Origin of the sequence: Citricoccus sp. SGAir0253, assembly GCF_005877055.1 — a bacterium.
Classification (GTDB): Bacteria; Actinomycetota; Actinomycetes; order Actinomycetales; family Micrococcaceae; genus Citricoccus.
The window spans coordinates 844,437-870,414 of the sequence record NZ_CP039424.1 but is presented as its reverse complement, the minus strand read 5'-3'; the positions used below and the strand labels follow the sequence as shown (position 1 = coordinate 870,414).

Here is a 25,978-nt window from a genome sequence, read left to right as displayed (position 1 = left end):
CGCACAGGACGGGCCCGCGTCAACCAGGACTGCTTGGTGGTCGTTTCCTTACGCACCCGGGGGTTCGAGCTGAACGACCGCAGGCGTGCAAAAGTGTGGCATTCGCTGCGCAAGAACCCCGCAGCCCGGACCGTGTCCCTCGTGCCACACAAAAACAATTGGCTCCAGACTACCACCCGGGGCGAGCGCCCGGGAAATCGGGAGCGGCGCGCTCAGGCCGGCGGGTACCGGCGGAAGGCACGCACGCTCGCGAGCTCCGCGGCGCGCAGGGCGGCGCGGCGCCGCAGGTCCCGGTCCGCCGCGTACTCGAAGGGCCGCACGATCCGCCCGGCCCGCGCGGCGGCGCGGATCCGCTCGCGCTGGGCGGCCGAGGCATGCCGGCGCACGAGGGCCAGGGGGATGGTCGTGGTGAGCACGGGACCCGTGGTCGTCACGGTGCCCTCGGGCACGCCCGGGGCGCCGCCGGCGCACTCCGGCAGGTACTCCCCCAGCAGGTAGCGCGCCGGGTTGGCCCCCGCGGCGGTGAGGTAGTAGTGGTTGCGCCCCAGCCGGGGGTTCATCTCCAGGAACTGGGCGACGCCGTCGCGCGGGTCGACCTTGAGGTCGAACATGGCGAAGCCCCGCCAGTCGAGGGCGTCCAGCAGCGCCGCGCCCTGCCGGGCGACCGTGGGGTGCTCGCCGGCGAGCACCGCCCGGGCGTTGCCCTCGGTGCCCGGGGCGTGGTCCTCGACGATGACCTCGCCGTAGGAGACCAGCCGGGTGTCCCCCGCGCCGTCGCGGAAGAAGGTGGCGATGCCCAGCTGGGAGTCCGGGCCCGGGACGAGCCGCTGGACGATGAGCGAGCCCCGGTAGCCCGCGGCGCACGCGCGCCCGATGAGCGTGGCGAGCTCCCCGGCCTCGTGGACCACGTGCACCTTGCGCCGGCCCTCGAAGCGGACGTCGGCCCAGGCGCCGCCGTCGCCGGCCTTGAGGATGACGGGGAAGGCGACCGCCCCGCTCCCCTCCCCCAGCCCCGCGACGAAGGCCTCGAGCGCCGCCGGGGTGTGCGCGCCGGCGTCGTAGGCCCGCGTGCCGGGGTAGGGCACGCCGAGCCGGTCGCACAGCGCGTAGAAGTTCTCCTTCAGCGCCGCCGCGTCCAGGGCCCGCTCGTCCGGGTACGGCACCGTGTAGCCGTGCGCCTCGAGCGTGGCCCGGTGGCGGGCGGCGAAGCGGACGAGGTGGTCGTAGCCGGCCAGCAGCAGCAGCGGCCGGCGAGGGCCGGCGGCGAGCAGCTCCCCGGCCACGCGCACGAGCGCCTCGACCACCGGACCCTCCTCGGTCATGGGCCCGGCGGGGAACGCCTGCAGGATGGAGGAGTGCCGCAGGTTGCGGTTCTCGGCGGTGGGGACCACGGCGGAGACGACCCGGTAGGCCTCGTGGAACTCGCGGGCCAGGGAGTACGCCCCCACGTCCCCTCCGGTGATCACGGGGACGAAGGGTTGCTCGGCGGGGACCATCATGGCCCTCATGCTACCGGCGGGGCGGGGCGCACCCGGCCCGTGCCGGGCCGGACGCTATGGTGAGGGGCGTGCCCGAGATCGACCAGACCCCCCGTGTCCAGACCCCCCGCGCCCTGACCGTCCGCAGCATCACCACCGAGGAGCACGGCCGGTTCCTGGCCGAGCACCCGCTGGCGTCCTTCCTGCAGAACCCCGAGTGGCCGCGCGTCAAGGTCGACTGGCGCGGCGAGTCGGTGGGCCTGTTCGACGGCGGGACCCTGCGCGCCGCCGCGCTCGTGCTGTTCCGCCGCCTGCCCGTGCCCGTGCCGGGGCTGCGGAACCGCTCCCTGGCCTACGTGGCCGAGGGTCCGGTGTTCGACCGCTCGGCGGTCCCCGTGGAGGCCGTGCTGCCCCCGCTCGTGGAGTACCTGCGCTCCCGCGGCGCGTTCCTCGTCCGCGTGGGCCTGCCCGGCGTGGAGCGCCGCTGGGACGGTGCCGTGGTGCGCAAGGCACTCGCGGCGGGCGGCCACCGCAGCGTGACGGACCTGGAGCCGGTCGAGACGGACCCGGAGGCCGAGGACCTGCGCCGGCGGCTGCTGGCGATGGGGTGGAGGGCGCCCGCCGAGTCCGCCGCCTTCGAGGCCGGCCAGCCCCAGTTCCAGGCCCGGATCCCCCTGCAGCCGGAGCTGTACGGCACCGAGCGCACCGGCAAGGACGCCCTCGACCCGGCCGTGGAGGCCGCCCTGTCCCGCATGGACTCCACCTCCCGCCGGCAGACCCGCAAGTCCACCCGCTCGGAGCTGACCGTCACCGAGGGCACGGCGGCGGACCTGCCGGCGTGGCAGGCGCTCTACGAGGAGACCGCCCGCCGGGACGGGTTCACCGGCCGCCCGCAGGCCTACTTCGAGCGCATGTTCGCCGCGCTGAACGCCTCCCCCGGCACCCGGTGCACCCTCTACCTGGCGCACCTGGGCGAGCAGCTGCTCGCCGCGGCGATCTACGTCCGGCAGGGCTCCATGGGCTGGTACGTCTACGGCGCGTCCTCCTCCGAGGAACGCAAGCGCTACGCCCCGCGGGCATTGCAGCTGCGCCAGATCGAGGACTCGCTGGCCGCCGGCTGCACGTGGTACGACCTCGGCGGCATGAGCCCGTCCCTGGACCCCGAGTACGAGTTGGCCGGGCTGACGCGGTTCAAGACGACCATGGGCGCGGACGTGGTCCGGACCCACGGCGAGTGGGACTACCGGGTCAACCGCGTGCTGGCCACGGCCTTCGACCTCTACATGTCCCGCCGGGGCTAGTGCCCGAACCGCTCCGGGTCCGCCCGGTGCGATGAGGCGCCGCCGGCCACGCTGACGTCGAGGGCGTCGATCGCCGCCATGTCCTCGGGCGTGAGCGCGAAGGAGAACACGTCGAGGTTCTCCCGCTGGCGCCGCGGGTCGGCCGACTTGGGGATCGCGATCCGCCCCTGCTGCACGTGCCAGCGCAGCACCACCTGGGCCGGCGTGTGCCCCGTCCGGTCGGCGATCCCGGCGATGGCCGGCTCGGCGAGCAGCCCGCTGCCGCGGCCGAGCGGGGTGTAGGCGGCCGTGAGCACCCCGGCCAGCAGGTTCGCGTCCTGCACGGGGCGCTGGGCGTCCCGCGGCTCGCAGTAGACCTGGTTGACGGCCGGGACCAGCCCGGCGTCGAGCACCGCCTGCAGGTGCTCCGGGGTGAAGTTGGACACGCCCCAGGAGCGGATGAGCCCGGTGCCCACGAGCTCCGCGAGCGAGGCGCAGGCCTGCACGTAGCGCCCCTGGTCCGGGTTGGGCCAGTGCACGAGGTACAGGTCGAAGTGCTCCAGGCCCGCGCGCTCGAGGCCGGCCTCGAGGGCCGCGCGCACCAGGTCCGTGCCCCCGTGCCAGCGCCGGTTGAACTTCGAGGTCACGAAGACCTCCTCGCGCGGGATCCCGGAGGCCGCCACGGCCCGGCCCACCGCGTCCTCGTTGGCGTAGTTCTCGGCGGTGTCCAGGTGCCGGTACCCCGCCTCCAGGGCCGAGGCGACGGCGTCCTCGCACTCCGCGCCCCACAGCGGCCAGGTGCCCAGGCCGATCAGGGGGACGGGGACGTCATGCACCCCGGTGCCCTCGAGCAGGGCGTGGCGCTGGGCGGTGGGCTCGTCGGTCATGCCTCCCACCCTAGACCCCGCGCCCGGCCCGGCCCGCGGCGCCGTCTTCCGCCCTGCCCTCTGCCCTGCCCCGCCGGCCGTCCCTCCCCCGGACGACGACGAGGGGCGCCTCCCCGGGGTGGGAAGGCGCCCCTCGCGCGGTGCCGACGGGCTCAGCCGTCAGCCGTCAGCGGTCAGCCGCGGTAGTCGGTGCCGTAGTCGTCCAGGCTGATCGCGTGGAACTCCGGGGTGGACGAGGAGTCCAGGCCCGGGTAGTCGAAGTCCGCGAAGCCGGCCGGGCCGGTGAACAGGTTGGCCTTGGCCTCCTCCGTGGGCTCGACGTTGACCTTGGTGTACCGGTCCAGGCCGGTGCCGGCCGGGATCAGCTTGCCGATGATCACGTTCTCCTTCAGGCCCAGCAGCGGGTCCGACTTGCCCTCCATGGCCGCCTGGGTCAGCACCCGGGTGGTCTCCTGGAAGGACGCGGCGGACAGCCACGAGTCGGTGGCGAGCGAGGCCTTGGTGATGCCCATGAGCTCGTCACGGCCCGAGGCCGGCTGGCGGCCCTCCGCCACGGCCTTGCGGTTCGCGGCGGTGAAGCGGGCCCGGTCGGTCAGCTCGCCCGGCAGCAGGTCCGTGTCGCCGGACTCGATGACGGTGATCCGGCGCAGCATCTGCCGGACGATGACCTCCACGTGCTTGTCGTGGATGCCCACGCCCTGGGACTGGTACACGTCCTGGACCTCCTGGACCAGGAACTTCTGCGCCGCCCGGGGCCCGAGCACGCGCAGCACCTGCTTCGGGTCCACGGCACCGGCCACGAGCTGGGTGCCCACGGCCACGTGCTCGCCGTCGGCCACCAGCAGGCGCGCACGGCGCAGCACCGGGTAGGCGATCTCCTCGGAGCCGTCGTCCGGGGTCAGCACGAGGCGCAGCTGCTTCTCCGCGTCCTCGATCGTGACCCGGCCGGCGACCTCGGAGATCGGGGCCACGCCCTTCGGGGTGCGGGCCTCGAAGAGCTCCTGGATACGGGGCAGGCCCTGGGTGATGTCGTCGGCCGAGGCCACGCCACCGGTGTGGAACGTCCGCATGGTGAGCTGGGTGCCCGGCTCGCCGATGGACTGGGCGGCGATGATGCCCACGGCCTCGCCGATGTCCACCAGCTGGCCGGTGGCCATGGAGCGGCCGTAGCACTTCGCGCAGGTCCCGACGGCGGACTCGCAGGTGAGCACGGAGCGCACCTTGACCTCGGTGACGCCGGCGGCGATGTACGCGTCGATCGCCACGTCCCCGATGTCCTCGCCGGCGCGGCCCAGGACGGTGCCGTCCTCGGCCTCGACGTCCACGGCCAGGGTCCGGGCGTACGCGGAGTTCTCCACGGTCTCGTGGCGCACCAGCTCGCCGTCGGCGTTCGGCACGGCGATGACCTCGGTCAGGCCGCGCTCGGTGCCGCAGTCCTCCTCGCGGACGATGACGTCCTGGGACACGTCCACGAGTCGACGGGTGAGGTAACCCGAGTTCGCGGTCTTCAGCGCGGTGTCCGCGAGGCCCTTGCGGGCACCGTGGGTGGCGATGAAGTACTCGAGCACGGACAGGCCCTCGCGGTAGGAGGACTTGATCGGGCGCGGGATGATCTCACCCTTCGGGTTGGCCACCAGGCCGCGGATGCCGGCGATCTGCCGGACCTGCAGCCAGTTGCCTCGGGCGCCGGAGGAGACCATGCGGTTGATGGTGTTCAGCCGCGGCAGTCCGTCCTTCATGGCGGCCGCGACCTCGTCGGTGGCCTTGTTCCAGATGTCGATCAGCTCGGAACGACGCTCGTCGTCCGCGATCAGGCCCTTGTCGTACTGGGCCTGGACCTTGAGCGCCTGGTTCTCGTAGCCCTCCATGATGGAGGCCTTGTCGAACTCCGAGGTGATGTCGGAGATCGCCACGGTCACGCCGGACCACGTGCCCCAGTAGAAGCCGGCGTCCTTGAGGTTGTCCAGGGTCGCGGCGGTCTGCACCATCGGGTAGCGCTCGGCCAGGTCGTTGACCAGGGCGCCGAGGGTGCCCTTGGTGGCCTGGGTGTCCAGCCACGGGTAGTCGGCCGGGAGCAGCTCGTTGAACAGCACCTTGCCCAGCGTGGTGTCCAGGACGGCGCGCTGGCCCTCCTCCCAGCCCTCGGGGGCGGGGGTCTGGGCGGACGGCACGAAGCCGTCCACGGCGATCTTCACCGGGGCGTTCAGGTGCAGGGCGCCGGCGTCGTGCGCCATGATGGCCTCCGCCACCGAGGAGTAGGCCTCCCCGGCACCGGCCGCGTCCTCCCGCACCGTGGTGAGGTGGTTCAGGCCGATGATCATGTCCTGGGCCGGGACGGCCACGGCACGGCCGTCCGAGGGCTTCAGGATGTTGTGGCTGGAGAGCATCAGCAGCCGCGCCTCGGCCTGGGCCTCGGGGCTCAGCGGCAGGTGCACGGCCATCTGGTCGCCGTCGAAGTCCGCGTTGAACGCGCCGCAGACCAGCGGGTGCAGCTGCAGGGCCTTGCCCTCCACGAGCTGCGGCTCGAAGGCCTGGATGCCGAGGCGGTGCAGGGTGGGTGCACGGTTCAGCAGCACCGGGTGCTCGGTGATGACCTCCTCGAGCACGTCCCACACCTGCGGGCGGAAGCGCTCCACCATCCGCTTGGCGGACTTGATGTTCTGCGCGTGGTTCAGGTCCACGAGCCGCTTCATCACGAAGGGCTTGAACAGCTCCAGCGCCATCTGCTTCGGCAGGCCGCACTGGTGCAGCTTCAGCTGCGGGCCCACCACGATGACCGAACGGCCCGAGTAGTCCACGCGCTTGCCGAGCAGGTTCTGGCGGAACCGGCCCTGCTTGCCCTTGAGCATGTCGGACAGCGACTTCAGCGGGCGGTTGCCCGGACCGGTGACCGGGCGGCCGCGGCGGCCGTTGTCGAACAGAGAGTCCACGGCCTCCTGGAGCATACGCTTCTCGTTGTTGACGATGATCTCCGGCGCGCCCAGGTCCAGCAGTCGCTTCAGGCGGTTGTTGCGGTTGATCACGCGGCGGTACAGGTCGTTGAGGTCGGAGGTCGCGAAGCGGCCACCGTCCAGCTGCACCATCGGGCGCAGCTCCGGCGGGATCACCGGGACGGCGTCCAGGACCATGCCCAGCGGCGAGTTGTCCGTGGTCAGGAAGGCGTTGACGACCTTGAGCCGCTTCAGGGCGCGGGTCTTGCGCTGGCCCTTGCCGGTCTTGATCGTCTCGCGCAGCATCTCGGCCTCGGCCTCGAGGTCGAAGGACTCCAGGCGCCGCTTGATGGACTCGGCGCCCATGGAGCCCTCGAAGTACTGGCCGTACTTGTCCCGCATGGCGCGGAACAGGCCCTCGTCGCCCTCGAGGTCGGCGACCTTGAGGTTCTTGAACCGGTCCCAGATCTTCTCCATCCGGTCCAGCTCGGCGTCCGCGCGCTTGCGGATCTGCGCCATGGTCTTGTCCGCGGCGTCCCGGGCCTTCTTCTTCTCGGCGGCCTTGGCACCCTCGGCCTCGAGCTTGGCCAGGTCCTTCTCCAGGTCCGCGGCCACGGCGGCGATGTCGGCGTCGCGCTGGTCGGCCAGGTGACGGGTCTCCTGGTCGTGCTCGGCCTGCAGGTTCGGCAGGTCCGCGTGGCGGCCCTCCTCGTCCACCGAGGTGATCATGTAGGCGGCGAAGTAGATGATCTTCTCGAGGTCCTTGGGGGCCAGGTCCAGCAGGTAGCCGAGCCGGGACGGGACGCCCTTGAAGTACCAGATGTGGGTGACCGGGGCGGCGAGCTCGATGTGGCCCATCCGCTCGCGGCGCACCTTGGAGCGGGTCACCTCGACGCCGCAGCGCTCACAGATGATGCCCTTGAAGCGCACGCGCTTGTACTTGCCGCAGTAGCACTCCCAGTCCCGGGTGGGGCCGAAGATCTTCTCGCAGAAGAGCCCGTCCTTCTCCGGCTTCAGGGTGCGGTAGTTGATGGTCTCCGGCTTCTTGACCTCGCCGAAGGACCAGTTGCGGATCTCGTCGGCGGTGGCCAGGCCGATCCGCATGAGGCCGAAGGATGAGTTGTCGTTGGACATGGTCCGTTGAACTCCTGATGTTCGCTGTGGAATGACGTCTGGGGGGCGGGGAGGGGTCAGACTTCCTCGACCGAGCTCGGCTCGGCGTGGGACAGGTCGATGCCCAGCTCCTCGGCGGCCCGGAAGACGTCATCGTCCGAGTCACGCATTTCGATGGCCGTGCCGTCCGCGGAGAGGACCTCCACGTTCAGGCACAGCGACTGCATCTCCTTGATCAGGACCTTGAACGACTCCGGGACACCGGGCTCCGGGATGTTCTCGCCCTTGACGATGGCCTCGTAGACCTTCACGCGGCCGTGGATGTCGTCCGACTTGATCGTCAGCAGCTCCTGCAGGGTGTACGCGGCGCCGTACGCCTCCAGGGCCCAGACCTCCATCTCGCCGAAGCGCTGGCCGCCGAACTGCGCCTTACCGCCCAGCGGCTGCTGGGTGATCATGGAGTAGGGGCCGGTGGACCGGGCGTGGATCTTGTCGTCCACGAGGTGGTGCAGCTTCAGCATGTACATGTAGCCCACGGACACCGGGTCCGGGAAGGGCTCGCCGGAGCGGCCGTCGAACAGGGTGGCCTTGCCGTTGGTGCCCATCAGCCGGTCGCCGTCGCGCGTGACGTTGACGTGGCCGAGCAGGCCCTCGATCTCGTGGGCCTCGGCGCCGTCGAACACCGGGGTGGCGACGTTGACCGGACCGGAGGACCGCGGGAAGTTCGGCAGGTCCTTGATCCACTCGGGCTCGCCCTGGATGTCCCAGCCGCGCGAGGCGGCCCAGCCCAGGTGCAGCTCCATGACCTGGCCCAGGTTCATGCGGCCCGGCACGCCCAGCGGGTTCAGGATGATGTCCACCGGGGTGCCGTCGGCGAGGAACGGCATGTCCTCCATGGGCAGGATCTTGGAGATGACGCCCTTGTTGCCATGGCGGCCGGCCATCTTGTCGCCGTCGGTGATCTTGCGCTTCTGCGCCACGTAGACGCGCACCAGCTGGTTCACGCCCGGGGGCAGGTCGTCGTCCTCGTCGCGGTCGAAGATGCGCACGCCGATGACCGTGCCGGACTCGCCGTGGGGCACCTTCAGGGACGTGTCGCGCACCTCGCGGGACTTCTCGCCGAAGATCGCGCGCAGCAGCCGCTCCTCCGGGGTCAGCTCGGTCTCGCCCTTCGGGGTGACGCGGCCGACCAGGATGTCCCCGGCCTCCACCTCGGCACCGATGTGGATGATGCCGCGCTCGTCGAGCTGGGCCAGCACCTCGTCGGAGACGTTCGGGATGTCCCGGGTGATCTCCTCGGCGCCCAGCTTGGTGTCACGGGCGTCGACCTCGTGCTCCTCGATGTGGATCGAGGTGAGCACGTCGTCGGAGACCATGCGCTGGGACAGGATGATGGCGTCCTCGTAGTTCAGGCCCTCCCAGGGCATGAACGCGACGAGCAGGTTCTTGCCGAGCGCCAGCTCGCCGTTGTCCGTGGCCGGGCCGTCGGCGATGATGCCGAGGCGCTCCACGCGGTCGCCCTCGTTGACGCGCACGCGCTGGTTGTAGGCGTTGCCCTGGTTCGAGCGCGCGAACTTCATGATCGGGTAGTGGCGCATCGTGCCGTCGTCCTGCATGACGGTCACCATGTCCGCGGCCACCTCGGTCACCACGCCGGGGGCCTCGGCGGTGATGGAGTCACCGGCGTCCACGGCGATGTACTTCTCCATGCCGGTGCCCACGTAGGGGGCCTCGGCCTGGAGCAGCGGCACGGCCTGGCGCTGCATGTTGGCGCCCATGAGCGCGCGGTTGGCGTCGTCGTGCTCGAGGAACGGGATCAGGGCCGTGGCGGCCGAGACCATCTGGCGCGGGGAGACGTCCATGTAGTCGATCTCGTCCACGGAGGACAGCACCGGCTCGCCGCCGCCGCCGCGCTGGCGGCAGAGCACGAGCTCCTCGGCGAAGGAGCCGTCCTCGTTCAGCGGGGCGTTCGCCTGGGCGATCTGCGCCTCGAGCTCGTCGTCCGCCGTCAGGTAGTCCACCCGGTCGGTGACGATGCCGTCCACGACCTTGCGGTACGGGGTCTCGATGAAGCCGAAGGGGTTGATCCGGGCGAAGGTCGCGAGCGAGCCGATGAGGCCGATGTTCGGGCCTTCCGGGGTCTCGATGGGGCACATGCGCCCGTAGTGCGACGGGTGGACGTCACGGACCTCCATGCCGGCGCGGTCACGGGACAGGCCGCCCGGGCCCAGCGCGGACAGGCGGCGCTTGTGCGTCAGCCCGGCCAGCGGGTTGTTCTGGTCCATGAACTGGGACAGCTGGGAGGTGCCGAAGAACTCCTTGATCGACGCCACCACGGGGCGGATGTTGATCAGGGTCTGCGGGGTGATGGCCTCGACGTCCTGGGTCGTCATGCGCTCGCGCACGACGCGCTCCATGCGGGACAGGCCGGTGCGGATCTGGTTCTCGATCAGCTCGCCCACGGCGCGGATGCGGCGGTTGCCGAAGTGGTCGATGTCGTCGACCTCGACGCGCACGTCGACGTCGGCGCCGTCGCGCTTGCCCGTGATGGTCCGCTCGCCGGCGTGCAGGGCCACGATGAAGTGGACCATCTGCACGATGTCGGCCTCGGTCAGCACGGAGGCGTTCGGGTCGCCCAGCGGCAGGTCCACGCCGAGCTTGCGGTTGAGCTTGTACCGGCCCACCTTCGCCAGGTCGTAGCGCTTGGGGGTGAAGTACAGGTTGTTCAGCAGGTTCTGCGCGGCGTCCACGGCCGCGGGCTCGCCCGGGCGCAGCTTGCGGTAGATGTCCAGCAGCGCCTCCTCCTGGCCCTCGGTCGGGTCCTTCTCGAGGGTCGCGCGGATGGAGTCGTACTGGCCGAACTCCTCCAGGATGCGGGACTCGGTCCAGCCCATGGCCTTGAGCAGCACGGTGACCGGCTGCTTGCGCTTGCGGTCCAGGCGCACGCCGACCTGGTCTCGCTTGTCCACCTCGAGCTCGAACCAGGCACCGCGGGAGGGGATGACCTTGGCGGTGAAGATGTCCTTGTCCGAGGTCTTGTCCGGGGTGCGCTCGAAGTAGGCGCCCGGGGAGCGGACCAGCTGGGACACGACGACACGCTCGGTGCCGTTGATGACGAAGGTGCCCTTGTCCGTCATGAGCGGGAAGTCGCCCATGAACACCGTCTGCTGCTTGATCTCGCCGGTGTTGTTGTTCATGAACTCGGCCTTGACGTACAGCGGCGCGGCGTAGGTGGTGTCGCGCTCCTTGCACTCGTCGACCGGCATCTTGGGGTCGGCGAACTCCGGCTCCGTGAAGGACAGGGACATGGTGCCCTGGAAGTCCTCGATCGGGGAGATCTCCTCGAAGATGTCGGAGAGGCCGGAGGTGGTGGCCACGGAGTCGTCGCCGATCTCCTGGGCGTGGGCGACGCGGGCGGCCCAGCGCTCGTTGCCGACGAGCCGGTCGAAGGACTCGGTCTGGAGGGCCAGCAGGTCCGGCACGTCCAGCGGCTCGTGGATCTTCGCGAAGGTGATCCGGCCGGCGCTGGCGCCGGAGCGGGGCGAGACGCCCCCGGGGGTGTTAGCGGTTTCGGTATTTGAGGTGCTCGAGGCGACCAAGAGGGTTCCTTCCACAGACCGTCTTCATTTCCGTGCGCTCCCCCGCCGGTCCACGACGCACCGGGCCCACCGCTATTTGAAGGCCGGACTGCACGCCACGCCGCTGTCCGGTGGTCCGGGCGCGCCGGCACACACCACAGGGGTGGATGGAAGGGAGACGTAAGGACTTAGCATAACCGCCCGGCACGCCCGGAGTCCACTCGATCCTCCGGCGCAGGCTGTGAATATGCTATGAACCCGCGCGGGCCACCGGTGCCGGGCCGTGCACCCGGCCCAGGACCGGCCAGCGCCCGAGGCCGGCCGTCACCGCGCGCTGCAGCCGCGGCCCCAGCGGGGACTCCACCCAGCGGTGCACGGTCCAGGCCGCCCCGAGCACGGCGGCCAGGGACAGGGCCAGCACCACGGCGGCGGGCAGGTGCGGGGACAGCAGGCGGATGAGGTACCAGCCCCACAGCTGGTGCAGCAGGTACAGGGGGTAGGTGAGGGCCCCGGCGAGCGTGGCCCCGGGCAGGCGCACGCGGGCCAGGGGGGTGAGCACGATGAGCGCGACGGCCGCGAAGAGGGCCAGCACGAGGCCGAGGAACAGCGCGAGCGGGTAGTCGTACCCGGTGAGCTCGAGCGTCTCGCGCCGCTGGATGCCGGCCGACCACGCGCACGCGAGGGCCACGTTGACGGACAGCGCGGCCCAGCGGCCCGGGGTGTGGCCGAACCGGAAGAGCAGGAACAGGACCATCCCGCCGGCGAACAGCGCCGAGTACTCGGGGAACAGGAGGTGCTGGACCCAGCCGACGTCCAGCCCGGCCACGCGCAGCCCGAGGTACAGCGCGTTGCCCAGCAGCGGCCACGCGACCGCGAACACCATGACCCGGCGCACCGTCATCCCCACGAGGGTGAAGGCCAGGATCCACAGGTAGAACTTCATCTCCACCCACAGCGTCCAATAGACGCCGTCCAGGTGGCCCACGCCGAACCCGCCCTGGAACATCGTCAGGTTGGCCCAGAGGTCGGCGGGCCGCCGCTGGGCCCCCAGCTCGGGCCAGACGAGGAAGATCAGCACGGCCGCCAGCAGCACGGCCAGCCAGTAGGCGGGGTAGAGCCGGCCCACGCGCGAGCCGATGAACCGCGCCGGGCTCTTGCCGAAGGAGGACAGCAGGATCACGAAGCCGGAGATGATGAAGAAGAGCTGGACGCCCAGGGCGCCGACGGAGGTGAACTGGCTCAGCCAGGGCCACGCCTCGGCCGCGGGCTCGCCGTGCCGGCCCCAGTTCCCGTGGTGCCACGCCGTCCAATGGAACAGCAGCACGGACAGGGCCGCGAGCAGCCGCAGCGCGTCCAGCAGGGCCAGCCGCGGACGGGAGGCGGCGGGGGCCGCCGGTGCGGGGGTCGGCGCCGGGGCCGGCGCGGGGGCGCGCCGCACCGTCGTCGGGTCCGCCTGCCGGACCCCCACCTGCTCGAACTGAGCCGTCGCGACCATCGGCCGGCACCCTCCCCGTCTCGCGCGCGACCCCGGACGGACCGCGCTTTACCATTTCGTGACCTTACGGGGTGCGGCTGGACGGTTGCTGGGAGCCGCGTCGCCGCTCCCCCGGGACTCCCGGGACGGGGCGCGGGACGGGACCCGGGAACGACGACGGCCCCCTCCGTCCCGCGGGGCGGGACGGAGGGGGCCGTCGGTCAGCAGCGGCTAGGCCGCACGCATCACTTGAGGGTGATGGTGGCGCCGGCGCCCTCGAGCTGCTCCTTGGCCTTCTCGGCGGTCTCCTTGTTGACGCCCTCCAGGACGGCCTTCGGAGCGGAGTCGACGAGGTCCTTGGCCTCCTTCAGGCCGAGGGAGGTCAGGGCGCGCACCTCCTTGATGACGCCGATCTTCTTGTCGCCGGCGGCCTCGAGGACGACGTCGAACTCGTCCTTCTCCTCGGCGGCGGCGGCCTCGCCGGCACCGCCGGCAGCGGCGGGGGCGGCGGCGGCGACCGGAGCGGCGGCGGTGACCTCGAACTTCTCCTCGAACGCCTTGACGAACTCGGACAGCTCGATGAGGGACAGCTCGGCGAACTGCTCGAGCAGCTCTTCGGTGGACAGCTTGGCCATGGTTGGCTCCTTCACGTACGGATTACTTCACGAATCTGGGGTTGGCCGCTGGACGCGACCGGGGCGCGGCCGGGCGGGCGCCCGGCCACGGGTCACTCAGCGGCGGGCGCAGCAGCGCCGCCCTGCTCCTCGACCTTCGCGCGCAGGGCGTCCACGGTGCGGACGGCCTGGGACAGCGGGGCCTGGAACATGTAGGCGGCCTTGAACAGGTTGCCCTTCATGGCGCCGGCCAGCTTGGCCAGCAGCACCTCGCGGGACTCGAGGTCCGCGAGCTTCTTGATGCCCGTCTCGTCAAGGTACTGGCCATCCATGTAGCCACCCTTGACCACCAGGGCCTGGTGATCCTTGGCAAAGTCACGCATCGCCTTGGCCGCGTCCACCGGGTCACCGGAGACGAAGGCGATCGCGGACGGGCCGGACATCTTGCCGTCGAAGGCATCGATGCCGGCCTGCTTGGCCGCGATCTCGGAGAGCGTGTTCTTCACCACGGCGTAGGTCGCGTTCTCACCGAGGGAACGGCGCAGCTCCTTGAGCTCCGCCACGGTGAGACCACGGTATTCCGTCAGCACGGCCGCGGTGGAGTTGCGGAACAGGTCCGCGAGCTCCTCCACGACGGCGTTCTTCGCAGACGTCGCCATGGCACTCCTTCCATTGCTTGGGTCCGGTCCGGCCCCATGACGCGAAAACGCCCCGTGCAGGTGCACGGGGCGTGGCGGATCCCCGCCGCCGGAGGGGCGGAGGGAGGCGTTGCTCTGTCTCACCTGCGCAGGCCGCCTCCGTCAGGAGGGCTTTACGGTCAGGACCCCGAGGGGACCCGACGACCGGCGGTCTTTGGTGCCTCCAACTCTACGCCCCGCGGCCGTCCGGCGCCAAATCGGCGGCCGGGCGGGCCCCTGGTCCAGCCGCGGGCCCGGAGCCCCGCGCGGTGCCGGGCACCGCCTTGCGCCAGCACGCCCGGGTGGCCACGGGGACCAGGCCGAGAGCCTCGTCGTCCCGGCGGGCCGCCTCGTCCTCCGCCGCCCGCCACGCGTAGAGCCGCTCGGCGCCGGGACGGGAGCGCAGCAGCCGGGAGACGACGACGGCGCGCAGCAGCAGCTCCAGCCCGCGGCCCCGGTGGCCCGCGGCCACGACCGGTCCGCGGGCGTATGCCACGTGCGGCAGGTCCGGCGTGGTCTCGATGACCGCGTGGCCCACCGCCCGGCCGGTGCGCCGGTCGACGGCCACCACGGCCAGTCCCCGCCGTCCGGGCCCCAGGTCCGGCAGCGTGGCCGCGTGCTCCCGCGGCAGGTCCCCCTCCCCGCCGAGGACCTCGTACTCCCCCTCCAGCCCCGCGGCGGACTCCGCCTGCAGGGCCGGGCCGGCGGCCCCGCGCAGGTCGAGCACGGAGCACCACTCGAGCCGGTCCGGCGCGTAGCCGTGGGCCGCGGCGAAGGCGGCGTCCGGGGCGCCGGACCGGACGGGGCCGGCGTCGGGCCCCGTCTCCCGCCCCGCCGGCGGCAGGACCGGGGTCAGGCCCGTCTCGAGCGAGGTGCCGCGGACGAACACCGGCCCCGAGCCGACGGCGGCCGGGTCCACGAGGGCGTTGTCCGTCCACGACTCGTACCCCGTGGCCCCGCGGCGCGCGGCCTCGGCCTCCGCGGCGGCCAGCAGCGCCGAGCCGACGCCCCGGCGGCGGAAGTCCGGGTGCACGCCGACCCACAGCCGGGCGGGCCCGGGCGCCGCGCCCAGGGCGGCGAAGCCCACGATCCGGCCGTGGGCGTCCGCGCCGTCGGCCCGCCGGGCCACGAGGTGGTCCGTCGCCCCGTGCGCAGCGGCCAGCCGGTGCTCCGGGGAGACGTAGAAGTCGTTGGTGCCCCAGAACAGGGACGTCAGCAGGTTGGCCAGCTGGGCGACCTGGAGGAAGTCCGCGGTGGCGTCCGGCATCGGCAGCCGGGACTGCTCGAGGCGCTCCGGCAGCGCCAGCCAGTCGAGGCCGGGCCCGTCCTGGGTGTGGGTCATGGCTCCATGATGCCGCACTCAGGCCGTGGTCATGATGGCCGAGCCCGCCACGGAACCGGTCGCGTTCTGGCTGAACGACTGCAGGATGTACCAGTAGCGCTGGCCCCGCACCGCGGTGGCGTCGGTCCAGGTCCCGGCGCCCGGGGCGCCGGCCCGCACCAGCGCCAGGTGCTCGGCCGTCGAGGGCAGCCGCGGCACGTCGGTGCTCACCGCCGGGCGGCGCCAGAGGGCGAGCCACGCCGCAGGCACGCCGGCGGCCGGCACCGTCCACTCCAGCCGCACGCCCGCCGTGCCGGCCGTCACCCGGGTGAACGCCGGCGCCTCGGGGCCGGTGCTGCCCAGCCACGGCATCCGCAGCGGCAGGGCCCGGCGCGTGTAGTGGGTCGAGCTCACCCGCGAGCTGCCGCCCAGCACGTTCGCCTTCATGGCGCTCGCGTTGTAGAAGCCGTTGCCGTCCATCCGGGACAGGCTGCGCGTCAGCGTGACGTGGTTGCGCAACTCGTTCGGGTCGGTCCAGCCGGCGCTGCCCATCTTGTAGACCGCCTCGCCGAACGCCAGTTGGGTGCGCGTGTCCCGCGCCGCCTCGTTCCACCAGCGGGCCAGCACGGAGTAGTCGGCGGTCGGGTGCCCCAGCTGCCAGTAGAGCTGGGGGACGAAGAGGTCGGCGTACTGGCTCTTGAGCCACCGCCGCGTGTCGACGTAGAGGTCGTCGTAGGCCTGCAGCCCGCTCGTGGCGGAGCCCAGTGGCGAGGACGTGAGGTGGCGCCAGATGCCGAACGGGCTGATGCTGAAGGCCGCCCGCGGGTTGAGCGCGTGGATGTCCGGCCCTGCGTCGCGCACGAACCGGCGGATGTTCTCCCGCCGCCAGTCCCCCAGCGTGAGCCCGCCACCGTACGCGGCGTAGGCCGCGCCGTCGGGGATCGGGGTGCCGGGCACCGGGTAGGGGTAGAAGTAGTCGTCCAGGTGGATGCCGGCCACCCGGTAGCGCCCGGCGATCTCGGCCAGCACGGAACGGACGTAGCGGCGCACCGCGAGCAGTCCGGGGTCTAGGTAGCGCCGGCCGCCGTAGGCGTAGGTGTGGCCCGGGTTGCGGGCCGCGTAGCTGCCCGGGTACAGGGAGGACAGGCTCGTGTCCATCGCGACCCGGAACGGGTTCACCCAGGCGTGCAGCTGCAGTCCCCAGCGGCCGGCCTCCCGGATGGCCCACTCCAGCGGGTCCCAGCCGGGATCCCGCCCGAGGGTCCCGGTGAGGTAGCGCGACCAGGGCTCCCCCAGGGATGAGCGGTACAGCCGGTCCCCCGCCGCGCGCACCTGCAGCAGCACGGCGTTGTAGCCGCGGTAGCCGGCCAGCTTGCACAGGTACGTCAACTCCGCCTGCTGCTCGGCGATCGTCAGGCCGGGGCGAGAGGGCCAGTCGATGTTGAGCACCGTGGCCACCCACACGCCGCGGAACTCGTGCAGGGGGTAGGGACGGGACAGCGTGGTCTCGCGGCCGGTCGTCGGATAGGGCCGGCCCGGCAGCGCCGCGAGAGCGGGCGCGGCCGCTCCCACCGCGGTCCCGGCGGCGGCGAGGACGCTGGCGGCAGCCCCCTGCAGCATGGCCCGGCGGGATGGGTTCGTGTCCATGGCGACCTGCTTCTCTCGCCCCTCCGCGCCCATTGTCCTCCCGCGGGCACGCAGACGGCGAGGGCCGGACCCCGGGACGTCCCGGGATCCGGCCCTCGCCGTCGTGCCGCCGCTGGATGCGGCGTGGAGGATCAGGCCTCCGTGGTCACCTTGACCACGTTCGGGTCCACCTTGATGCCGGGGCCGAAGGTGGTGGCGATCGTCGCCTTGGAGATGTACCGGCCCTTGGACGCGGACGGCTTCAGGCGGAGCACCTCCTCGAGGGCGGCGGCGTAGTTCTCGGCCAGGGCCTTCACGTCGAAGCTGGTCTTGCCGATGATGAAGTGCAGGTTGGCGTGCTTGTCGACGCGGAAGTCGATCTTGCCACCCTTGATGTCGGTGACGGCCTTGGCCACGTCCGGGGTCACGGTGCCGGTCTTCGGGTTCGGCATGAGGTTGCGCGGGCCGAGGATCTTGCCGAGGCGGCCGACCTTGCCCATCATGTCCGGGGACGCCACGGCGGCGTCGAAGTCGGTCCAGCCGCCGGCGATGCGGGCGATCAGGTCGTCCGAGCCCACGACGTCGGCGCCGGCGGCCTCGGCGGCCGCGGCCTTGTCACCGGTGGCGAAGACGACCACGCGGGCGGTCTTGCCGGTGCCGTGCGGCAGGTTGACCGTGCCGCGGACCATCTGGTCGGCCTTGCGGGGGTCCACGCTCAGGCGGAAGGCGACCTCCACCGTGGCGTCGGACTTCGACGGGTTGGTCTCCTTGGCCAGGGCGATCGCCTCGGCCGGGGCGTAGACGCCCTCGCCGATCTTCTCCTGGGCCGCCTTGTATGCTTTGCTGCGCTGTGCCATCTGCTTGTTCTCCTTGCAGTCGTGGTCTGCGGGTCGCGCGCGACCCTGCCACTGGGGGGTGGTGTGGTGGGGGTGTCAGCCGTCGATGGTGATGCCCATGGACCGGGCGGTGCCGGCGATGATCTTCGCGGCGGCGGCCAGGTCGTTGGCGTTGAGGTCTTCCATCTTGGTCTGGGCGATCTCCTCGCACTGGGCCTGGGTCAGCGTGCCGACCTTGGCGGTGTGCGGGGTGGCGGAGCCCTTGGAGACCTTGGCGGCCTTCTTGATGAGCTCGGCGGCGGGCGGGGTCTTGGTGACGAAGGTGAACGAGCGGTCCTCGTACACGGTGATCTCGACCGGCACGACGTTGCCGCGCTGGGATTCCGTCGCGGCGTTGTACGCCTTGCAGAACTCCATGATGTTCACGCCGTGCTGACCGAGGGCGGGGCCGATCGGAGGGGCCGGGTTGGCGGCACCTGCCTGGATCTGCAGCTTGATCAGGCCTGCGACCTTCTTCTTGGGAGCCATAGTCGGGTCCTTCTCTGTGCGGTGTCCCCCGGGACACAGGAGCGTGTCGCGGGGCTGGTGGCCACCGTGGCGCGGTGGCCGGTCCGCCCCCGCCCGGCCAAAGCAACCGGGCGGCGGCGAAGTCTGGGGGCCGGGAGGCCTAGCGGATCTTGGTGACCTGGTTGAAGGACAGGGTCACCGGGGTCTCGCGCTCGAAGATGGTCACGAGGACCACGAGCTGCTGGGACTCGGGCTTGACCTCCGAGATCGTGGCCGGGAGGGTCTCGAACGGGCCGTCGTTGACGGTGACGGACTCGCCCACCTCGAAGTCGACCTCGATGGCCGGGGCGGCCTCCTGGGCGCCGGCCGGGGCCGGGCGGCCGCCGGCCTGGGCGGCCTTCGTGGCCTCCTGCAGCACGGACGGGGCCATCATGTCGAAGACCTCGTCGAGCGAGAGCGGCATCGGGTCGTGGGCGTTGCCCACGAAGCCGGTGACGCCGGGCGTGTGGCGCACGACGCCCCACGAGGCATCGGTCAGGTCCATGCGGACGAGCACGTAGCCCGGGATGCGCACGCGGTTGACCAGCTTGCGCGTGGTGTTGCGGATCTCCACGACCTCTTCCATGGGGACTTCGATCTCATAGATGTAGTCCTCCATCTCCTGGGTCTGGATGCGCGTCTCGAGGTTGGTCTTCACGCGCTTCTCGTAGCCGGCGTAGGTGTGGACGACGTACCAGTCACCGGGCTGGCGGCGCAGGCGGGAGCGCAGCTCCTCGGCGGGATCGGCCTGCTCGGCGACCTCCGCGGCGACGGCGGGCTGCTCGGGGGCGGCCTCGGCCAGCTCGGCCTCGACGGGCTCGTCGACCAGCTCGGCGGCCACCCGGTCCTCGTCCTCGGCGGACTCGGTCAGCGCACCCTCCACGGGCTCCCCGGCCACGGCGGCGTCCTCGGCAGTCTGGGGAGCCTGGGACGACTGGGCCTGCTCCTCGAGGACGGCGTCCTCGACGGCCTGCGGTTCGAGTTCCTGCTCGGACACGGGTTCCTGCTTTCTTCACGGTCGACGTTCTTCCGGCAGGGCGCCCCTCCGGGAGGACCAGCCGAGCCGGAGGGGCTAGGCGCCGCCGTCGCCGAAGACGAACGAGGCGCCCCAGCCGAACACGAGGTCCAGCAGGCTGACCAGCGCGATCATGAAGATCACGAAGGCGAGCACGATGCCCGTGAGCTTCACCAGCTCCTCGCGGGTCGGGGTGACGACCTTCCGGAGCTCGTCCACGACCTGGCGCAGGAACAGGGCGATCCGGCCGAAGAACCCTCGCTTCCGCGGAGCACCGGGGGCCTGCTGCCCCGTGCTGTTCGCAGCTGCCTCGGTCACGTGGCCTCACTCGCTCGGTCGACACTCAACTGTCCTGCCGGGGGGTTCCGGATGACCGGGACCACCCTGCGCAGGGTAGACAGGACTCGAACCTGCAACCTGCGGTTTTGGAGACCGCTGCGCTACCAATTGCGCCACTACCCTTCGGGCCGCCGAGGGATGACCACGGCACGGCCCATCATGGTGCGTTTCAACACCGGGGATCCACTGTACGCCATCCGGGGCGGGGAGTCGAACCGGACCGGGGGCGACCCGCTAGGCTGGGGCCCATGACGTCTCCCTCCCCGCGCAGTCGTGTCTCCCGCAGGATCGGATCGATCGCCGAGTCGGCCACGCTCGCCGTGGACGCCCGCGCCAAGGCCCTCAAGGCCGCGGGCCGCCCCGTCATCGGCTTCGGCGCCGGCGAGCCCGACTTCCCCACCCCGGACTACATCGTCGAGGCCGCCGTGGAGGCCGCCCGGGACCCGCGCAACCACCGGTACTCCCCCGCCGCGGGGCTGCCGGAGCTGCGCCAGGCGATCGCGGACAAGACCCTGCGGGACTCCGGCGTGCGCCTCGAGGCCTCGCAGGTGCTGGTGACCAACGGCGGCAAGCAGGCCGTCTACAACACCTTCGCCACCCTGCTGGACCCGGGCGACGAGGTCATCGTCCCCACCCCGTTCTGGACCACCTACCCGGAGTCCATCCGGCTGGCCGGGGGCGTGCCGGTCGAGGTCTTCGCGGGCCCGGAGACCGGCTACAAGGTCTCCGTGGACCAGCTCGAGGCGGCCCTGACCGAGCGCACCAAGGTGCTGCTGTTCGTCTCCCCGTCCAACCCGACCGGGGCCGTGTACTCCCCGGAGGCCACCGCGGAGATCGGCCGCTGGGCCGCGGAGCGGGGCCTGTGGGTGGTCACCGACGAGATCTACGAGCACCTCACCTACGACGGCGTGCCGTTCACCTCGGTCGCCGCCGCCGTTCCGGAGCTGGCCGACCAGCTCGTCATCCTCAACGGCGTGGCCAAGACCTACGCCATGACGGGCTGGCGCGTGGGCTGGATGGCCGGCCCCGCCGACGTCATCAAGGCCGCCGCGAACCTGCAGTCCCACGCCACCTCCAACGTCGCCAACGTCTCCCAGCGCGCCGCGCTGGCCGCCGTCTCCGGCCCCCTGGACGCGGTCGAGGAGATGAAGGCCGCCTTCGACCGGCGCCGGCGGGCCATGGTCGAGGGCCTCAATGCGGTCCCCGGGTTCTCCTGCCCGACGCCGGAGGGCGCCTTCTACGCGTACGTGGACGTGCGCGAGGCGCTGGGCCGGACCTACCGCGGCGTCACGCCGCAGACCTCGGCCGAGCTCGCGGGGCTCATCCTCGACGAGGCCGAGGTGGCCGTGGTGCCGGGCGAGGCCTTCGGCCCCTCGGGCTTCCTGCGCCTGTCCTACGCCCTGGGCGACGAGGACCTCGCCGAGGGGGTCGGGCGCATCCAGCGCCTGCTCTCGGAGTAGCCGCTCCGCACCTGCGGACCGGAGGCCCGGTTCCGCTCCGCAGGTGCGTCCCCTAGGGTGGGTCCCGTGACCCTCCTGCGCATCGCCGAGGCCGCCCGCCACCTGGGCGTGAGCGACGACTCCGTCCGCCGCTGGGTGGCCTCCGGCCGCCTCACCGCGCACACCGATGCCTCCGGCCGCGCCGCCGTCGACGGCGTGGAGGTCGCCGAGCTCATCCGCTCCGGCGCCGAGCTGCCGGCCCTGCGCAGCTCGGCGCGCAACCGCCTGTCCGGGCTCGTCACGGACGTGCTCGTGGACACCGTCATGGCGCAGGTGACGCTGCAGTGCGGGCCCTTCCGCGTCGTGTCCCTGATGAGCGCCGAGGCCGCGCGGGAACTCGGGCTGGCCCCCGGGATGCCGGCCACCGCGGTCGTCAAGGCCACCACGGTCGTCGTCGAGCGGGACGCGCCGTGAGCGGCCCCGCGCGCGCCGCGCTCCTCGCGGTCCTCCTCGCGGCCGCCCTGGCCGGCTGCACCGCCGGCAGCGGCACCACGGCCGCACCGCGCACCACGCTCACCGTCTTCGCCGCCGCCTCGCTCGGCGACGCCCTCGAGGAGATCGGCGCCGACTTCGAGCGCGCCCACCCGGGCGTGGACGTGCGCCTCACCGTGGCCGGCTCCACCACCCTCGCCGGACAGGTCGAGGCCGGCGCCCCCGCGGACGTGGTGGCCCTGGCGGACGAGGCCACGATGGACCGGCTCGGGCGGGCCGGGCTGCTCGTCGGCGCGCCGCGGGACGTCGCCACGAACGAGCTCGCCCTGGTGACGCCGCCGGACGACCCGGCCGGGATCGACTCGCTGCGGGACGCCGCGGCCGCGGGCGTCGCGCTCGTGGCGTGCGCCCCGCGGGTGCCGTGCGGGCACGCGGCGCGCACGCTCGCCGCGCACGAGGGACTGGCGCTGTCCCCCGTGAGCGAGGAGTCCTCGGTGACCGACGTGCTCGGCAAGGTCCTCTCGGGCCAGGCCGACGCCGGCCTCGTCTATGCCACGGACGCCGCCCGCACGGGCGGGGCCGTGCGCGAGGTCCGGCTCCCGGACGTCCCGGGGGCCGCCACCACGGCCCCGGTCGCGGCGGTCGCCCCCGGCTCCGCCACCGCGCAGGCCTTCGTGGACCACGTGGCCGGCGAGCCGGGCCAGCGGGTGCTGCGCCGGCACGGCTTCGGCGCGCCGTGAGGGCCAGCCGCGAGGTCCGGGTCCGCCCGCCGGCGGCCCTGGTCGCCCTCGGGGTCCTCGGCGGGGTGCTGCTCGTGCTGCCGTTCGCGGCCCTCGTGGCCGGCGTGGACGTGCGCCGGCTGCCCGCGCTGCTCACCTCGGCCTCCGCGCTCGACGCCCTGGGGCTGTCCCTGCGCACCTCGCTGGCGGCCACGGCGGCGTGCCTGGTGCTGGGGATCCCGCTCGCCCTCGTCCTGGCGCGGCTGGACCTGCCCGGCCGCTCCCTGGCCCGCTCGCTCGTGCTGCTGCCGCTCGTGGTCCCCCCGGTCGTGGGGGGCATCGCGCTGACGGAGGCGTTCGGCCGGCGCGGGCTGCTGGGCACGCACCTGCACGCGGCCGGGATCGAGATCGCGTTCACCACCGCCGCCGTGGTGATCGCCCAGGCCTTCGTGTCCCTGCCGTTCCTCGTGGTGGCGCTCGAGGGCGCCCTGCGCACCCGCGGCGAGGCCCACGAGCGCACGGCCCTGTCCCTCGGCGCCGGGCCCGTGCGCACGTTCTGCACCGTGACGCTCCCGCTGATGGGCCCCGGGCTGCTGGCCGGCACCGTCCTGGCCTTCGCCCGCGCCCTCGGCGAGTTCGGTGCCACGCTCACCTTCGCCGGCTCCATGCAGGGCACCACGCGGACCCTGCCGCTGCAGGTCTACCTCGAGCGGGAGACGGACCCGGACGCCGCCGTGGCCCTCTCGCTCGTGCTCGTGGCGGTGGCCCTCGTCGTCATCACGGTCGCCTACGGCCGCTCCCCCGGGCGCGCGGCCCGCGGCCTGTCGGGCCGCTCCCCCCGGTTCCCCTCCGGTCGGACAGGGCGGACACGCCGGACACCGCGGACACGGCGCCCCGGGGGGCGGCCGTGACCGGGCTGGACTGCCGGGTGGTGGTGCCCGAGCGGGGCGTGGACGTGGCCCTGGCCGTCCCTCCGGGCCGCACCCTCGCGCTGACGGGGCCCAACGGGGCGGGCAAGTCCACCGTGCTCTCCGCCCTCGCCGGCTGGCTGCGCCCCGCCGCCGGGCACGCCGTCCTCGACGGCCGGACGCTGTTCGCCGACGGGCCGGGAAGCGGGGTGTGGGTCCCGGCGCGGCACCGCCGCGTCGGCCACCTCACCCAGGACCCGCTGCTCTTCCCCCACCTCACGGCCGAGGCGAACGTGGCCTTCGGGATGGTCCGGGCCGGCGTCGGGGGCCGCCGGGAGCGCCGCCGGGCGGCCGGGGAGTGGCTCGAGCGGGTCGGCGTGGGGCACCTGGCCCGCCGCCGGCCGCACGAGATGTCCGGGGGCCAGGCCCAGCGCACCGCGATCGCCCGCGTGCTGGCCTCGGACCCCGCACTCGTGCTGCTGGACGAGCCGCTGTCCGCCCTCGACGCCCAGTCGGTCCCGCGGGTGCGCGCCCTGCTCGCCGAGGTGCTCGCCGGACGCACCACGGTGCTCGTCACCCACCACGCCGCGGACGTGGCGGCGCTCGCCCACGCCGAGCACCGGATCGGGGACCGGGCCCCGGGACCGGACCGCGGAGGGGCCCGGGGCGACGAGGCCTAGAGCAGCCCCCGCTCCCCCGCCCAGCGCGTGAGCTCGTGGCGGTTGGACAGCTGGAGCTTGCGCAGCACGTTGGACACGTGGGTCTCCACCGTGCGCACCGAGATGAACAGGTCCCGCGCCGCCTCCTTGTAGGTGTATCCGCGGGCGATCAGCCGCATCACCTCGAGCTCGCGGGCCGAGAGCAGGTCGAGCTCCTCGTCCCGCACCGCCACCGCCGCGGTGCCGAAGGCGTCCAGCACGAACCCGGCCAGGCGGGGCGAGAACACGGCGTCCCCGCCGGCCACCCGGCGCACGGCGTCGGAGACCTCCGCCCCGGAGATCGTCTTGGTGACGTAGCCGCGGGCCCCGGCGCGGATGACCGCGACGACGTCCTCGGCCGCGTCCGAGACGGAGATGGCGAGGAAGCGCACCCCCGGGGCGAGGTCCTGGCAGGAGGCGGCCACCTCCGCGCCGCCGCCCCCGCGCCCGCCGGGCAGGTGCACGTCCAGCAGCACGACGTCCGGCCGCTGCTCGTGGATGGTCCGCACCGCCGCGTCCACGTCCCCGGCCTCGCCGACCACCTCGACGGCCGCCGGGTCCAGGTCCGCCCGCAGGCCGGTCCGGAAGATCGCGTGGTCGTCCACGATGACCACCCTCACGCGTGTCCCGCTCATCCCCGCATCCCCTTCTCGTCGTCCACCGTCCGGTCCACCGTCCGGTCCCCCGGCTGCTCCATCGGCCGGGCCGGCGCCTGCCCCGCCGGCCCGGCCGGCCCCTCCCCGGCCGGGACCGGCAGGTGCAGCCGGACCTCGGTGCCGCCGTCGCCGGTCAGGATCCGCGCGGTGCCGCCGGCCCGCTCCATGCGGCCGACCACCGACTCGCGGACCCCGAGGCGGTCCGGCGGGACCGCGGCCGGGTCGAAGCCCGGGCCGCGGTCCTTCACGAACACCTCGACGGCGTCCGGCCGCGCCTCGGCGTACACCTGCACCGGCCCGGCGTGGCGGACCCCGTTGAGCATCGCCTCGCGCGCCGCCTGCAGCACCGGGTCCAGCCACGGGCCGGTCGCGGACCCGGCGGTGACCACCTCGATGGGGCCGCCGTGGTCGTCCTCGATCGCCGCGGCCAGGTCCTGCAGGCGGTCCGCGAGGGTGCCCGTGGGCCGCGACGGGTCCTGGTAGAGGTACTGGCGCAGGTCCCGTTCCTGGGCCCGCGCGAGCCGGGCGACGGCGGAGGCGTCGGCGGCGTTGCGCTGGATCAGCGCGAGCGTCTGCAGCACGGAGTCGTGCAGGTGGGCGGCGATCTCCGCGCGCTCGGTCTGGACGGCGAGCGCGGAGGACTTCGCCGCGGCGTCCCGCCAGGCCGTGAGCACCCAGGGGGCGGCCACGAGCGTCACCCCGGCCAGGATCACGAGCGCCACCACGAGCCCGAACCAGAGCTCGTCCGTGCCGACGAAGCCGGCGGCGAAGGCCAGCACCCCGGCCAGCACGAGCAGCAGCCCGAGCACGAGGGACGTGATCCGCCCCCCGCGGCCGGCGCGGCCGGCCCCGCGCAGCGCGTCGAGCTGCAGCCAGGCCAGCGCGATGCCGAGCAGCACCACGGCCGCCGGGCCCACCACCCCCCAGTCCAGGCGCACGCCCGCCGCCTGCAGCCCGAGCACGGCGGCCACGCCCAGCAGCACGATGCCGAAGGCCACCTGCCAGCCCCGGTCCAGCGCGCGGCCGCGCGCCGCGGCGGCGTCCGGCGCAGGAGCCGCGGAGACCGGGACGGGGTGGGCGGCCCCCCGCACCGGCCCACCGGCCCGGACCACGTCCTCGTGCTCGTCCGGGACGAAGATCCACAGCCACCCGTAGAACACCACGCCCACCCCGCTGAGCAGGGCCAGGGCCACCACGCCGGCCCGCACCCAGGCCACGGGCAGGCCGAGGTACCGCGCCAGCCCAGCGCAGACGCCGGCGATGACGCGGCCCGGGAGCGGTCGGGTGAGCACGGGGCGCATGAGTCCATCCTGCCCGAGTCCGGGGCGGTGCGGGGCCCGCCCCGGGCCGGG

21 protein-coding genes and 1 tRNA gene are annotated in these 25,978 nt (G+C 73.0%); 6 read left to right on the top strand and 16 right to left on the bottom strand.

The window, feature by feature from the left end; genetic code table 11:
- Positions 1-212 precede the first annotated feature (212 nt).
- A complete protein-coding gene (locus tag E7744_RS03960) occupies positions 213-1,499 on the bottom strand; it encodes a carbamoyl-phosphate synthase (RefSeq protein WP_137773006.1) in 1,287 nt (428 codons plus the stop codon).
- Between the two features lie 68 nt (positions 1,500-1,567).
- Between E7744_RS03960 and E7744_RS03955 the strand changes: the two genes are divergently transcribed.
- The gene (locus E7744_RS03955) at positions 1,568-2,779 is read left to right on the top strand and encodes a peptidoglycan bridge formation glycyltransferase FemA/FemB family protein (protein WP_246858537.1); all 1,212 of its coding nucleotides are present in this window, start codon (positions 1,568-1,570) and stop codon (positions 2,777-2,779) included.
- On the opposite strand, the gene E7744_RS03950 is transcribed toward E7744_RS03955, so the two are convergent.
- From E7744_RS03950 to E7744_RS03890, 13 genes are all read right to left on the bottom strand, one after another.
- Positions 2,776-3,645 (bottom strand): aldo/keto reductase, encoded by an 870-nt coding sequence (locus E7744_RS03950; RefSeq protein WP_137773004.1) that lies wholly within the window; start codon positions 3,643-3,645, stop codon positions 2,776-2,778. The genes E7744_RS03955 and E7744_RS03950 overlap by 4 nt on opposite strands.
- A gap of 173 nt (positions 3,646-3,818) precedes the next feature.
- The gene (locus tag E7744_RS03945) at positions 3,819-7,709 is read right to left on the bottom strand and encodes a DNA-directed RNA polymerase subunit beta' (RefSeq protein WP_137773003.1); all 3,891 of its coding nucleotides are present in this window, start codon (positions 7,707-7,709) and stop codon (positions 3,819-3,821) included.
- Positions 7,710-7,765: 56 nt separating this feature from the next.
- Entirely contained in the window at positions 7,766-11,287 is a 3,522-nt protein-coding gene (rpoB, locus tag E7744_RS03940; RefSeq protein ID WP_137773002.1) for a DNA-directed RNA polymerase subunit beta, read from the bottom strand.
- A gap of 229 nt (positions 11,288-11,516) precedes the next feature.
- Positions 11,517-12,761 (bottom strand): acyltransferase, encoded by a 1,245-nt coding sequence (locus E7744_RS03935; RefSeq protein WP_137773001.1) that lies wholly within the window; start codon positions 12,759-12,761, stop codon positions 11,517-11,519.
- A gap of 224 nt (positions 12,762-12,985) precedes the next feature.
- Entirely contained in the window at positions 12,986-13,375 is a 390-nt protein-coding gene (rplL, locus tag E7744_RS03930) for a 50S ribosomal protein L7/L12 (protein WP_137773000.1), read from the bottom strand.
- Positions 13,376-13,467: 92 nt separating this feature from the next.
- Positions 13,468-14,013, bottom strand: a complete 546-nt coding sequence (rplJ, locus tag E7744_RS03925) for a 50S ribosomal protein L10 (RefSeq protein WP_137772999.1) — start codon at positions 14,011-14,013, stop codon at positions 13,468-13,470.
- 208 nt (positions 14,014-14,221) lie between these two features.
- The gene (locus tag E7744_RS03920; protein WP_137772998.1) at positions 14,222-15,373 is read right to left on the bottom strand and encodes a GNAT family N-acetyltransferase; all 1,152 of its coding nucleotides are present in this window, start codon (positions 15,371-15,373) and stop codon (positions 14,222-14,224) included.
- An 18-nt stretch (positions 15,374-15,391) separates the two neighbouring features.
- The gene (locus tag E7744_RS03915) at positions 15,392-16,999 is read right to left on the bottom strand and encodes a glycoside hydrolase family 10 protein (RefSeq protein WP_168199745.1); all 1,608 of its coding nucleotides are present in this window, start codon (positions 16,997-16,999) and stop codon (positions 15,392-15,394) included.
- A 131-nt stretch (positions 17,000-17,130) separates the two neighbouring features.
- Complete coding sequence (gene rplA, locus E7744_RS03910) at positions 17,131-17,835, bottom strand: 50S ribosomal protein L1 (RefSeq protein ID WP_137772996.1); 705 nt, start codon at positions 17,833-17,835, stop codon at positions 17,131-17,133.
- Between the two features lie 75 nt (positions 17,836-17,910).
- Positions 17,911-18,342, bottom strand: coding sequence for a 50S ribosomal protein L11 (gene rplK, locus E7744_RS03905; RefSeq protein WP_137772995.1), 432 nt, complete (start codon positions 18,340-18,342; stop codon positions 17,911-17,913).
- A 139-nt stretch (positions 18,343-18,481) separates the two neighbouring features.
- Entirely contained in the window at positions 18,482-19,357 is an 876-nt protein-coding gene (gene nusG, locus E7744_RS03900) for a transcription termination/antitermination protein NusG (protein ID WP_137772994.1), read from the bottom strand.
- Between the two features lie 75 nt (positions 19,358-19,432).
- Positions 19,433-19,693 carry a preprotein translocase subunit SecE gene (gene secE / locus E7744_RS03895; RefSeq protein WP_137772993.1) on the bottom strand — a complete coding sequence of 87 codons (261 nt, stop codon included), beginning with the start codon at positions 19,691-19,693 and terminating at the stop codon, positions 19,433-19,435.
- Between the two features lie 71 nt (positions 19,694-19,764).
- Positions 19,765-19,837 (bottom strand) — tRNA-Trp (locus tag E7744_RS03890).
- Positions 19,838-19,962: 125 nt separating this feature from the next.
- On the opposite strand from E7744_RS03890, the gene E7744_RS03885 reads away from it, so the two are divergent.
- From E7744_RS03885 to E7744_RS03865, 5 genes are all read left to right on the top strand, one after another.
- Entirely contained in the window at positions 19,963-21,174 is a 1,212-nt protein-coding gene (locus E7744_RS03885) for a pyridoxal phosphate-dependent aminotransferase (RefSeq protein WP_137772992.1), read from the top strand.
- Positions 21,175-21,240: 66 nt separating this feature from the next.
- Positions 21,241-21,627: a molybdopterin-binding protein gene (locus E7744_RS03880; RefSeq protein ID WP_137772991.1), complete on the top strand. Its 387-nt coding sequence runs from the start codon at positions 21,241-21,243 to the stop codon at positions 21,625-21,627.
- Positions 21,624-22,385 (top strand): molybdate ABC transporter substrate-binding protein, encoded by a 762-nt coding sequence (modA, locus tag E7744_RS03875; RefSeq protein ID WP_137772990.1) that lies wholly within the window; start codon positions 21,624-21,626, stop codon positions 22,383-22,385. Before E7744_RS03880 ends, modA begins: the two co-directional genes overlap by 4 nt.
- Complete coding sequence (locus tag E7744_RS03870; RefSeq protein WP_138424639.1) at positions 22,382-23,275, top strand: ABC transporter permease; 894 nt, start codon at positions 22,382-22,384, stop codon at positions 23,273-23,275. The genes modA and E7744_RS03870 overlap by 4 nt, the downstream gene beginning before the upstream one ends.
- Positions 23,272-23,952 (top strand): ATP-binding cassette domain-containing protein, encoded by a 681-nt coding sequence (locus E7744_RS03865; RefSeq protein ID WP_246858536.1) that lies wholly within the window; start codon positions 23,272-23,274, stop codon positions 23,950-23,952. The genes E7744_RS03870 and E7744_RS03865 overlap by 4 nt, the downstream gene beginning before the upstream one ends.
- On the opposite strand, the gene E7744_RS03860 is transcribed toward E7744_RS03865, so the two are convergent.
- Together E7744_RS03860 and E7744_RS03855 are read right to left on the bottom strand one after the other, a co-directional pair.
- Positions 23,949-24,605 carry a response regulator transcription factor gene (locus E7744_RS03860; RefSeq protein WP_137772989.1) on the bottom strand — a complete coding sequence of 219 codons (657 nt, stop codon included), beginning with the start codon at positions 24,603-24,605 and terminating at the stop codon, positions 23,949-23,951. The two genes, E7744_RS03865 and E7744_RS03860, sit on opposite strands and share 4 nt — an antisense overlap.
- Positions 24,602-25,927, bottom strand: coding sequence for an ATP-binding protein (locus E7744_RS03855; RefSeq protein ID WP_137772988.1), 1,326 nt, complete (start codon positions 25,925-25,927; stop codon positions 24,602-24,604). Before E7744_RS03855 ends, E7744_RS03860 begins: the two co-directional genes overlap by 4 nt.
- Positions 25,928-25,978: the final 51 nt, after the last annotated feature.